Origin of the sequence: Glycomyces xiaoerkulensis (assembly GCF_002798405.1) — a bacterium.
Lineage (GTDB): Bacteria > Actinomycetota > Actinomycetes > Mycobacteriales > Micromonosporaceae > Glycomyces > Glycomyces xiaoerkulensis.
Map to the genome: position 1 here is coordinate 29029 of NZ_PGGV01000037.1, position 11758 is coordinate 40786.

An 11758-nucleotide genomic window follows, 5' to 3' on the forward strand; every position below is an offset into this window, starting at 1 on the left:
TACGGTGGACGGATGACCGACGAGGTGGAGCCGAACTTCGACCGGGAGTGGGTCGAGTTCTACGACCCCGACGACCCGGGGACGCTGGTCCGAGCGGATCTGACCTGGCTGCTGTCGCGGTGGGGGTGCATCTTCGGCAAGAGTCCGGAGGTCGGCGGCTGTCCCGGGATCGACCACAATCGCCCGGCCGACGGGTGCTGCCTGCACGGGGCGTTCTACACCGACTCCGACGACATCAAGCGGGTGCGGGCCGCATCCCGCAAGCTGACGCCCGAGACCTGGCAGCTCCACCGGCCCTGGCGGGAGACGATCGTCGACGACACCCTGGAGAACGACGACGGCGAGGAGGAGCCGGCGAAGAAGACCGCCGTGGTCGACGGCGCCTGCGTCTTCCACAACCGGGACGGCTTCGCCACCGGCAGCGGCTGCGCGCTGCACCAGCAGGCGCTGCGCGACGGGGTCCACCCGATGGAGTACAAGCCCGAGGTGTGCTGGCAGTTGCCGGTCAAGCGGGACTTCAAGTCCGAGCAGCGCGCCGACGGCACCGCCGTGGAGGTCACGCTCATCACCGAGTTCGACCGGGCCTCGTGGGGGCCCGGCGGCCACGACTTCGACTGGTGGTGCACCGGCTCGCCGCTGGCGCACACCGCCGCCGACCCCGTCTACGTCTCCTACGAGTCCGAGCTGACCGAGCTGCTGGGCAAGGCCGCCTACGACAGGCTGGCCGAGCTGTGCGCGGTGCGGGCCGAGCGCGGCCAGGTCGCGCCGCACCCGGCCACGGAGGCGAACCGCGAGAGCCTCCCCGACCCCAAGCGGCGCTGAGTGCCGTTTCTCCAGTGAGTTCGCTCGCGACATATGAGGGATCCATTCGCCACCCCTGGATAACCAGGTGAATAGCAGGTAGCTTCCAGGAATACGGCAATAGGCGCAATGTTAAGATCCACGCACGAGTCGAGCCGTTCGGCCACCTGCCGTTCGACCGCCCCTACAGCGTCCCCCCAGTCGCCATCACCGTCCCGGCAGCGGGTGTTGATATGGGGCGACCGCGTTCTGCAACGGCGTCGAAGCTCCATCACAACCGGAGCAATGAACATGAGGAGGAAGTGCATTGTCGGACCGTGGGCAGGGACAGCGGCCGGGTGTCACCGCAGTGGTCCTCGCGGGAGGCACTGGTCAACGCGTCGGCCTGAGCATCCCCAAGCAGCTCATCAAGATCGCAGGCAAGCCCGTGATCCAGCACACGCTCGAAGCCTTTCAGTTGGCCGACGAGATCGACGACATCCTCGTGCTCATGGCCCCCGGATACATCGACGACGTCCGGGCCGTGGTCGAGAAGGCCCGTCTCACCAAGGTCGTCGACGTTATCCCCGGCGGCGGCACCCGGTCGGACAGCACCAAGGCGGCCGTCGCCTACCTCGAGGACCGCCCGGGCTCCAGCCATGACCGGCGCCTGATCTTCCACGACGCGGTGCGACCGCTCATCTCCGGCCGCGTCATCTCCGAGACCGTGGCCGCCCTCGAGCGCTACGACGCCGTCGACGTGGCCATTCCCTCCTCAGATACCGTCATCGTCACGCGTACGCACGGCAAGGACGGTGAGTTCATCACCGACGTCCCCGACCGGGCACGCCTGCGGCGCGGACAGACGCCCCAGGCGTTCAAACTCGCCACGATCCGCGCCGCCTACCGGGAAGCGGACCGAGACCCCAACTTCAAGGCCACCGACGACTGCTCGGTCGTGCTGAAGTACCTGCCCAGCGTTCCGGTCCACGTCGTCACCGGCGACGAGTGGAACCTCAAGGTGACCCAGCCGGTCGACCTCTACATCGCGGACAAGCTGTTCCAATTGGCGTCGACCGCGGTGCCGCCGTCCACTGACGAGGACTACCGGACTCGTCTGGCCGGCAAGACCCTGGTGGTCTTCGGCGGTTCGTACGGCATCGGCGGGGATCTGGCCGAACTGGCCGAATCCTACGGCGCCGACGTGTACCGCTTCGCCCGCTCGACCACCGGCACGCACGTCGAGAACCCCGATGACATCGCCGCGGCCCTGAAGAAGGCCCACCAGGAGACCGGCCGAATCGACTACGTGGTCAATACCGCCGGTGTTCTGCAGGTCGGACGACTGAATGAGACCGGCACCGAGGACCTCGAGAAGACCTTTCAGGTCAACTACCTCGCCCCCGTGCAGATCGCACGCGAAGCCTTCCCGTACCTCGCCGAGACCCAGGGGCAATTGCTTTACTACACCTCCTCCAGCTATACGCGCGGGCGAGCCAATTACAGTCTCTACTCCTCCACCAAGGCCGCCTTGGTCAACCTGACGCAGGCGCTGTCCGACGAATGGAGCGACGACGGCATCCAGGTGAACTGCATCAATCCCGAACGCACCGCTACCCCGATGCGCACCAACGCATTCGGCCGGGAGGACCCTGAGACCCTTCTGGACTCCGCCGAAGTCGCCAGGACCTCGCTGGACGTGCTCCTGTCAAGCCTCAACGGTGCGGTGATCGATGTGCGGCGCGAAGACCCGACGGCCACGGCCGATCGATCCGACAACTTCGAACAGGCGATCGCCCGGATCCTCGACACCGGATTCGAGGGCTGAAGACGGCCCGTTACTCCAACCGATCCCGCCTCCGGAAAGCGAGACTCGAGAACATGTCCGATGCGACGCGCACCAGCCGTTTCCTCAGCGGCATCGGCACCTGGGACATGGCGCTCACGCTGCTGCTCATCACGTGTTACCCGGTGATGCTGGTCGCTGCGATAATCCCGTCGGCCCCGGTCTTCATCGGAGCAGTCGCCGTAAGCCTGGTCGTCGACCTGTCCCTGCTGCGAGGGCAGAGCAGCGTCGCCGGCCACCTGCGGCAATTCCGGTTCGGTGTCTCGAACCGAGTGGCGGTCCGTCAGTTGCTGGTGATCAGCCTCCTGGCGAGACTCGCTGCCACCGGAGAAATCGGTTTCGGGCCAGTCGTCCTCGCGGCGGTCGCGAGCGTCGCGTTCTACGGCCTCCAAGCCGTGCACGGCGGTCTAGTCGCGGTCGTGCGCAAGACCCGACGACTACCGATCTCGACGAAGAACATCGACCTGTCAGGAATGAAGATCAGCGACGCCCCGCCCGCCGTGCTACTCAACCGGGCCGGCGACAAAATCCTCCATATGGACCTGCCGCTCATCGCAGGGCTGCTCGCGACCGCGGCCACCGGGAGGGCCTCCTTCGGCGTCGCCGGTACTGTGGCGACCATGATCCTGGCCGTCGGCTATGTCCTGGTCACGAGCCTGTGGCTACGGCCATCCAAATGGGTGCCCAAGGAGGAGCGGACACTGGACTGGTTCGACAGGTGGCTTCGTGAATACGCGCCGACGACCATTCTCTACTTCTCCGGTTCCAAGGAGTCGACCTACCAGCTCAACATGTGGCTGGAGCCTTTGGAGCGTCTCGACGGCGAGCGGCCCCTGGTGATCATGCGGGAGCAGCACACCTTTCCGGGTCTCCAGCACACCAGCCTGCCGGTAGTCTGTGTGCCCAGCGCCGTCCATCTGATGAATATGGACCTGTCCACCGTCCGAGTCGCCATGTATCCAGCGCACGTCGGCAAGAATCTGCACCTGCTGCGGGTGCCGACCATGAAGCACGTTTTCCTCGGGCACGGCGACAGCGACAAGGTGGCCAGCGTCAATCCGTTCGGCAAGGCATACGACCAGCTCTGGACCGCGGGCGAAGCGGGCCGGGAACGATGGGAACGCGCCGACGTCGGCGTCCGCGACGACGCCATCGTGTCGGTCGGACGTCCACAGCTTCACTCCATCCGGACCGCGGCTCCGGACGCGGAGATTCCCACCATCCTTTACGCGCCCACCTGGGAGGGCTGGACCGACGAACCGGGCAATACGAGCCTCGTCGAGGTCGGCGAGGCGATCGTAGCCGCACTCCTCCGGACCGATCCGCCGATTCGACTGGTCTACAAACCCCACCCGTTCACCGGTATCCGCTCGAAGGCCGCCAGGACCGCCAACGACCGCATCGTCGAGATGATCGAGGCAGCCAACCGCCGGCGGGGCCACGAGTCCGGTGCCGACACGGACTCGACCGGAGTGAGGCGGGCCCAGGCCGCCCAGTCGCAGGCAAGCCGCGTCGACGCCGCCTTCTCACGCGACGACATGACTTCGACGGCCGAAGTCGAAGCCAACCGGCGGGCCGCCGCGAAACGCGACGCGGACTTCTGGTCCTCCCGTCCGACCGGCGGCCACGTGGTGATCACCGGCGCCGAACCGACTGTCTACGACTGCTTCAACCAGGCGCACGCGCTGATCGCGGACGTCTCCAGCGTCGTAACGGACTTCATCGCCAGCGGAAAGCCCTACGCCATCGCCGACTCGGCCGGGCTCGGCGAGGCGGTCTTCAAGCGCGACAACACAGCCGCCCGGGCCGCGTTCATCCTCGACCGGGACGGCGGAGGTCTCGAATCGCTGCTAGCGGCAGTGCGCGATCACGAAGCCGACCCGCTGCGCGAGGACCGCGACGCGCTCAAACGGTATCTCCTGGGCCCCGACGTGCCGCCCTCACAGGAACGGTTCGCCGCGGCCGTCCGCGACCTCGCCGAGCAGGCAGAGGCCCGCAACCGAAAACAACAACTCGCGGCCGAGGAGTCCGTGTCCAGATGAAACGCCTGAGTCGGCTGCTCACCTCGAATCCGATCTCCACGGCCGCTCCGGTGCCGATCGGCGCGGCAGCACTCGCCGCGTTCATCGTCGGCGCGCCAGGCTGGCTCGGCCTGGTCTGCGCCGCCGCAGCCCTTGCGCTCATACTGGGACGACGCCGTGCGCAGATTCAGCCCGAGGACCAGATCGGCCGCATCCTCGCCGTAGGCGCCCTCAGTGTCGGCGCGTCCGGGCAGGTCCCCGACGCGAGCTGGGCGACCGCGATCGGCGGTGGCGGGCTGGCACTCATCATCGGTGTCGAACGACTCCTTACTGCCGCCGTCGCCACCGGTCACCTCGAATCTGCCAACCTCTCGGTACGCCGCGGACGCGCCGGTCGGAGCTTCAGCCCGGCCCCGGTGCGCCGTGCCGTCACCGCCACCACCGTGGTCTTCGGCGCGGCCGCGACCGCCGCGATCCTGACCTCCGTACAGGCACCGATGTGGATCTCGGCCGCATGCACGGCAGCCCTCACGGTCGCACTCGCCGCCGGGACGGCGGCGGCCTGGCGAGAGCGGCGCAGTTCAGCCCACCCCGGCGACGGCGCCGTCCGGGAGGCGTTGGCCACGCTCGGGCCGCGGTTCATCGTCCACTTCTCCGGGCCGTCGAACTCCGCCTATCAACTGCGCATGTGGCTGCCACACCTCGATCGTGTCGGAGAGCCCTACCTCATCGTCTGCCGCGAACGGGAGCACCTGGACGACCTCCGCGACCACACCGATAGGCCGATCGTGCTGGCGCCCACCATCGCCGCGTTGGAGCAGATGCTCGTCGACAGCGTCAGGGCCGTGTACTACGTCAACAACGCCGCCCTGAACACGCAACTGCTGCGCTTCGGAGATCTGACCCACGTGCAGCTGTTCCACGGCGAGTCCGACAAGGCCTCCAGTTTCAATCGGGTGACCGCGATCTACGACCAGATCTTCGTCGCCGGGCAGGCTGCTGTCGACCGGTACCGCGCGCGCGGCGTCGACATCCCCGACCACAAGTTCCGCATCGTCGGTCGACCCCAACTCGCTTCCGTCGAGGTCGGCGCCCGCCAAACCGACGAGTCGGAAACGGTCACCATGCTCTACGCACCCACCTGGGCCGGGCTCACCGGTGAGTTCGACTACTCCTCGCTGGTCATCGGCAAGCACATCGTCGCCGAGGCGCTGCGCAGGGAGGTGACATTGTGGCTGCGTCCGCACCCCTACACCCGCCGCAACGCGGCTTCGGCGCGCCATTTGGCCGAGGTCGAGGAGCTGCTTCGCTCAGACCGACAGCGCACCGGCCGCAAGCATCAGTGGGGTCCGGCCATCGACGACGTCGACCTGGCCGACTGCATCAACGCCGCCGACATAGCCGTCACCGACGTCAGCGGCGCCGCAGTCGATTGGCTGTACTCGAACAGGCCGTTCGCGATCTGCGACATGGGAGGTCTTGGTGAGGAAGCCTTCGCCGAGCAGTTCTGGATCGCCCGCGGGGCCTACCACATCAGCGTGGAAGCCACCGGACTCGACACCGTATTCGACGAGCTGCTGAAGACCGACAGCCGCGCCGGGGAGCGGGAGGCGACCCGCCGGTACTTCCTCGGGGAAGGCGACGCCGCCGACGCCCTCGACCGGTTCGTGAGAGCCGTCCGTGAATCGCTCGAAGCCTGACCCTCAGCGCAGGCGGCGCTTGATCCGCTTCATACGGCGGGCGACCTGCTGCCGCAAGGAGGCGTCGGCCCTTCTGTTTCCCTGACGTTTGACGGTCGCCTCGAGTTCGGCGACCCGCTTCTCAAGCTTCTCGGTGGCGCTGACCCGTTCGTTGAGCCACGCGATCCGCTCGGCGATCCCCTCGTCTACGGTGTCGGCCCAGGACTCGACGAGACGCGGGAAGTTGGTCTCGCGCTTGCGACGCTCGAACCCGGCGCCGCCGTCGCCGTGGTCGAAGCAGTTGTCCAACCCGTTCGCGGTCAGGAAGGCGATGTAGCGCTCGTAGCGCTCGTAGTAACCCGCGTTGAATCCGCTGAAGTCGAGCTCCTCGTAGAGGTCGGCCGCGGTCGCGCCGGCTTCGAGCTTGCTGAGGTCGCGGTGCGGGATACCAAGGTATCGCGCCAGTTCCAAGGTGCGCGAGTCGTGCGCCATTACGTAGGCCGGGGTCCCCGCCAGGATCGCGGCCATATTGCCGTGGATACGGGTGCCGATCGCGAAGTCCCGTTCGGCGAGGTCGTCCATCCACGGCCGCGGATCGATAGGGAATACCGCACGTGTGCCGCGCAGAATCGGGTCGGCCAGGTTGCGGGCCGTGCCGGACGTGGCCAAGTCCGACTGGCGAGAAGTGTCGCCCCAGTACAGCATCTCCAGATCGACGTCGTTCTGGGGGAAGTAGGTGAGGTCTGAGTACTCGGACAGCATCGACTCGACAAGCTCTTGGAACGCGCCGAGACCTCGCGAAGCCGGCGAGTAGGACAGGGCGACGGATGAATCGGCGGTGAGCTTGTCGACCTTCTTCTCGATGCGAAAGCCCTTTCCGTGGGCGAACATCGCCGGGCAGCCGATGACCTCCACATGGTCTTTGAAGCCGAGGGAGGCGAGATAATCGGCGGTCAGCTCTCCGCGCACGCCCATGGTCGCAGAGCGGTCGAGCACGGCGCGGACGAACTCGATGACCTCTTCCTCGACCGCTTTGAGCCGCTCGAGGTCGCCGGCGAGCCCGGTCTGGGCGCCGACGCCAGGAACGACGACCGGAATGCGCAGCCGCTTGATCAACTTGGTCATCTGCGAGAGCGGTCCCTTGAAGGACGGGCGGAAGGCATTGGCGAGCGGGACGACGAAGGCGTCGTACTCCTCGTTGATGCGTTCGGCGTCGCGCGGATCACCGTTGAGCTGGGGGCCGTTGATGTGCACCTCGACTTCGGGGGTGGTCAGGTGCTTGAAGACCGCGTCGCTGAACAGAAGGTTGCCGACGTTGGTGGCAATGGTTCTGCGCTTGATCGTACCCAGCGCCGAAACGGGCTCGAAGGGGTGCTTCGCCGCCCGAATCAGGATCCGTTTCATGAGCGCTCCTTGTTCGGTCGTTGACGTCGGCGCAAGATTCGGCGTACGCGCTTGGCGAGCCGCTGCGGCCAGGCTCGCTCGAGTCGCGCGACGCGCTTGGTCATGTCCTCGAGACGGTCCTCGACGTCAAGGAGTCGCCGAGTGTTGTCGGCCTGGGCAATCTCCATGGCGTTGAGGCGTCCCGAGAGTTTACCTGTGCGTTGTCCTGCGTTGTCGACGCGTTCCTTGAGCCAGGCTATGCGGGTAGCGGTCTCGGGGTCGGCCGATTCGGCCCATGGGCGCACCGGAGGTGGGAAGACCGTGCGCGCCATCTCGGCCTCGAAGGCGGCGCCCCCGTCACCGTGCGCGAAGCAGTTGTCAAGGCCGTTCTTCGACAGGAACGCAGAGTATGCTTCGAACCGCTTGTCATAGCCTCGGTTGAAATCACCGGTGTCGACCTGTTCGTAGAGGTCGGCCACGGTGGTACCACCCTCGACTTCGCTCAGTCTGCGGTGGGGGAGGCCCAGGTACCGGGCGAGCTCGAGCGTGCGGGAGTCGTGGGCGAGCAGCATCGCAGGAACCCCGGCGAGGAGGGCCGCGACATTGCCGTGGAGTCGGGTGCCGAAGGCGAAGTCGTGTTCGGCCAGCTCGCGGATCCAGGTTCGCGGGTCGAGTGGGAAGACGGTCCTGCCGGGTCGCATCAGCGGGTGTGTCAGGTGGACCGGGGCTTCGGCCGAAGTGCCGGTGAGCTGCGAGGTGTCGCCCCAGTACAGCAGCGACAGATCCTTGGACTCCTGCGGGAAGTAGGTGACCCGGCTATGTTCGCGAAGTGCCGACTCGACGAGCGCCGCGGCAGTCCCTTCGTCGTCGGCCCACGGGGTGTAGGAGAGCGCGACTGAAGTCTCTGGATCGAGCGTGCCGGTCGGTCCGGGAATGCGGAAGCCGGGGCCGTGTGTGTACATCGACGGGCAGCCGATGACCTCGACGTCGTTAAAGCCGAGTCGGCGAAGGTAGTCGGCGGTGAACTCGCCGCGTACACCGATCGAGGCCGAACGGTCGAGGACCGCGGTTATGAAGCGGCGCACCTGCTCGTTGAGACCACTCACGGCGTCGAGGTCGTAGTGGACGTCGGTCTGGGCCCCGACTCCGACGACCACGACGGGGATGTCGAGCCGCTCCACCAAGCGCGTGAGCGTGTCGAGATGCCGCATGAAACTCGGCCTGAAGGCGTTCGCCAGCGGGATTGCGAACGCGTCATAGCGCTCGTTGATCGCCTCGGCATCCGCGGGGTCGCCGTTGAGCCTGGGTCCGTTCACCTCGACCTCGGTGTCGGCCGTCTTGAGGTGCTTGAAGACCGCGTTGCTGAAGATCAGGTTGCCGACGTTGGTGGCGATGGTGTTCTGCTTCAGAGTCGCCGCCGCGGAGGCGGCGTCGAAGGGATGTTTAGCGGCCCTGATCAGGATCTTCTTCACATCGTGGAGCCTAACAGGGACCATAGTCGGTCCCCAGGGCCGTGGCCGCTGCTCAGTGCCACGATCGCGGCCTCAACGACGCCATCGCAAACGCTCGAGCAACTCGAGTACCGGACGACGACCCGGTCATGTCGTAGTCACGGGCGGCCCCCATCGTGGTCGGATTTGCCGCTCCCTGAGTCCGCAATGTCGGCAATCACCAACGTCCATCCATAGTAGATTCTGTCCGAGACAGTACCACTATGTCGAAAACGGCGGCGTCTGAGACGTTGATGCAGTCGGTGAGCGTCGCTTCAGTCCCGTCACACGGAACCCCAGCGACCGACTTCGGCGGCGATCATTGCTCGGATCACAGCGCCCGCTTCCTGATAGGCATTGATAGAGACCGCTCGCGAATGAGCCCGGAAGATCACGCGCACATCGGCCCCTACTCCCAGGTCCAAGGAACTACGCTTTCGAGGCGAATCTCCCGAGAAAGCGCTTGACGAGCCGTTCAAAGCGCCGCTCGACTTTGTCTTCGACGGGTGGAGGGCTCTGCTTTGGAATCGTCGGCCGCGGCCGCCGTCGCGGACGGTCGGTCGCTTCGACCAGCGACTCGAACATGAGCTTCGCCACCGCCTCGGAGCTGACCATGGGCCGTTCCGGCCGCTCAGTCTGTGGGCGACTCGGCCGCCGGGAAAGCAAGGCGGGGTCGCCGATGACACGGAGTCCCGATTCGGTGAGCCCGGCGGCGATCTCCTCGCCGACAGCGGCCGCTTCGTCCAACGCCCAGTCCGGGGTCACGATTCGAGGCTCGTCCGCGCCCGGCCGGTGCGCCCGCTGAAATCTCGGGATGATTTTGTGGCGCAGAATATTGGTGTCGACCTTTGTGCGTCCCGCGATCTTTGGATCCTTCGCGATGATGTACAACTGCCGAACCGCCTCGATCTCACCCCAGGTCAACGATCGGTTGCCGGAGTCTTGACTCACTTCGAGCACCCCTTCAGGGAGTCCCAACAGCGATTCGAAGTCCTTCGGCAGCCCCTCGGGCTGGGAGTTGTCCACGACTAGAACAGATACTCGATCGGCACCCACCACCTCACTCCAGCGGGACGCCAGCCGATCGTACCGGTGACGGCGCCAGAACGACGGCGTCGGCTTGTCGTAAGGTATTTCTCGGAGCATGCCGGTAAGCCAGTCGTCGTATGAGTTCCGGACGCCATTCTGGACGTACTGCTGCCACTGGGAAGCCAACAGTCCCGGCAGGGAACGGCATGTGATCAGTACATGGACTCGCTCGGCGCCGCCGAGGTCGTCGACGAGCCTCCGCGCGAACTCGTCGTCGGCATCCCCGAAGAGTTCGCCGCTGAGGACCGAGATCCTGTCGGAGGCCGCACATGTGGCCGCCGAGATCTCCTGCCACTTGGAGAGAAGTCGCTCCGGGTCTCCCGCCTGCGGGCGTCTTCCGGCGGCCACGCCGAACACGTTCATCGGATGCCGGGTTCTCGCGGGCAGGAACACTCCGTGCCCGGCCAGTTCGCCGCGGGCGTTATGGAGCGCGTGCTGAATCGCGGTGGTGCCGGTCTTGGTGGGGCCTATGTGCAGAAGCACCGCCCCCGGCTCGAGCCCGAGCAGACCGACACCCTCGGACTTGCCAGAATCACCGTTGTTCATCCCAGCATGCTAGCGCCTGCGAACGCGTCGACCGCCGAGAGCAAACTTGCGAGCAACAATCGCGTCCGAGTCCTCATTTGAACCGCCGGTTCGCGTCTGCCAGGTCATAGTCGAAATCGACTTCGACGACGTTGTGCGAGGATATGTCGACCGCCTCGAAGCGCAGGCCGTCCTTGTCGATGGCGGCCTCGATGCCCGCCTCGAAGTAGTCCTGTTCGCCGACCCCTTCGAGCCGGTTGGCCAGCGGCGTGCGGTCGAGGGACGAGACGTAGTTGATCCCCACCGCCTCTCCGAGGGCTCCGTCGGCGATCTCCTTGGAGAGGCGGCTGATGTAGCCGTCCGCGGCGAGGGTGTACTTGACCTCTTCATCGGAGACCCGCGCGGTATTGACCGAGATGAATGACTTGTCCATCGCGATGTGGGGCAGCAGCGCATCGAGCACCTGCGGATCGAAGACCACGTCCCCGTTGAGCCAGAGGAGGCCTCCCGGTCCCGTTATCCTCAGGGCCTTCAGGAGGCTCTTCGAGGTGTTGGTGTCCCCGTACGCCTGGTTGTAGATGAAGCCGACGTCGGGCACCTCCTCCATGATCATCTCCTTCTTGTACCCGACCACCAGGTGGATGGAATGAAGGTTGAAGCGCGAGGTAAGCAGGCGCAGCGACCGCCCCAGGATCGTCTCACCGGTGTCGAGCGGGGTGAGCGGCTTCGGGTGCGGTTTTCCAAGACGCGATCCCACTCCCGCGGCCAGAATGACGATGTTCGTGGTCACGTTTACACCTCAAGTGGTTGATCGGCGAATATCCTCTGAGTTTACCCAGTTGAACACGAGGCGACCAAGATAACGACAGGTCCACCGAGCGGCCACGACCTCCTGATCCACATTGGCTATATATGGCCAGGCGCGGGGCTCTGGCCCTCGCCTCT

At 65.9% G+C, this 11758-nt stretch carries 8 protein-coding genes; 4 read left to right on the forward strand and 4 right to left on the reverse strand.

Annotated features, from left to right (window positions below):
* Positions 1-12: 12 nt before the first annotated feature.
* From CUT39_RS16650 to CUT39_RS16665, 4 genes are all read left to right on the forward strand, one after another.
* On the forward strand, positions 13-822 hold the full coding sequence (locus CUT39_RS16650) for a hypothetical protein (RefSeq protein ID WP_100448591.1): 810 nt from the start codon (positions 13-15) through the stop codon (positions 820-822).
* A 286-nt stretch (positions 823-1108) separates the two neighbouring features.
* Complete coding sequence (locus CUT39_RS16655) at positions 1109-2608, forward strand: bifunctional cytidylyltransferase/SDR family oxidoreductase (RefSeq protein ID WP_198587218.1); 1500 nt, start codon at positions 1109-1111, stop codon at positions 2606-2608.
* A 53-nt stretch (positions 2609-2661) separates the two neighbouring features.
* Positions 2662-4668 (forward strand): hypothetical protein, encoded by a 2007-nt coding sequence (locus tag CUT39_RS16660; protein WP_198587219.1) that lies wholly within the window; start codon positions 2662-2664, stop codon positions 4666-4668.
* The gene (locus tag CUT39_RS16665; RefSeq protein WP_100448593.1) at positions 4665-6347 is read left to right on the forward strand and encodes a CDP-glycerol glycerophosphotransferase family protein; all 1683 of its coding nucleotides are present in this window, start codon (positions 4665-4667) and stop codon (positions 6345-6347) included. The genes CUT39_RS16660 and CUT39_RS16665 overlap by 4 nt, the downstream gene beginning before the upstream one ends.
* A 3-nt stretch (positions 6348-6350) precedes the next feature.
* Here the strand turns inward: CUT39_RS16665 and CUT39_RS16670 are convergent, their stop codons facing one another.
* The 4 genes from CUT39_RS16670 to CUT39_RS16685 form a co-directional block, all read right to left on the reverse strand.
* Positions 6351-7730 carry a polysaccharide pyruvyl transferase family protein gene (locus CUT39_RS16670; RefSeq protein WP_100448594.1) on the reverse strand — a complete coding sequence of 460 codons (1380 nt, stop codon included), beginning with the start codon at positions 7728-7730 and terminating at the stop codon, positions 6351-6353.
* The gene (locus CUT39_RS16675; RefSeq protein ID WP_198587220.1) at positions 7727-9181 is read right to left on the reverse strand and encodes a polysaccharide pyruvyl transferase family protein; all 1455 of its coding nucleotides are present in this window, start codon (positions 9179-9181) and stop codon (positions 7727-7729) included. The genes CUT39_RS16670 and CUT39_RS16675 overlap by 4 nt, the downstream gene beginning before the upstream one ends.
* Before the next feature lie 447 nt (positions 9182-9628).
* A complete protein-coding gene (locus CUT39_RS16680; protein ID WP_157930767.1) occupies positions 9629-10834 on the reverse strand; it encodes a hypothetical protein in 1206 nt (401 codons plus the stop codon).
* 73 nt (positions 10835-10907) lie between these two features.
* Complete coding sequence (locus CUT39_RS16685) at positions 10908-11603, reverse strand: phosphocholine cytidylyltransferase family protein (protein ID WP_100448597.1); 696 nt, start codon at positions 11601-11603, stop codon at positions 10908-10910.
* Between the last annotated feature and the right edge of the window lie 155 nt (positions 11604-11758).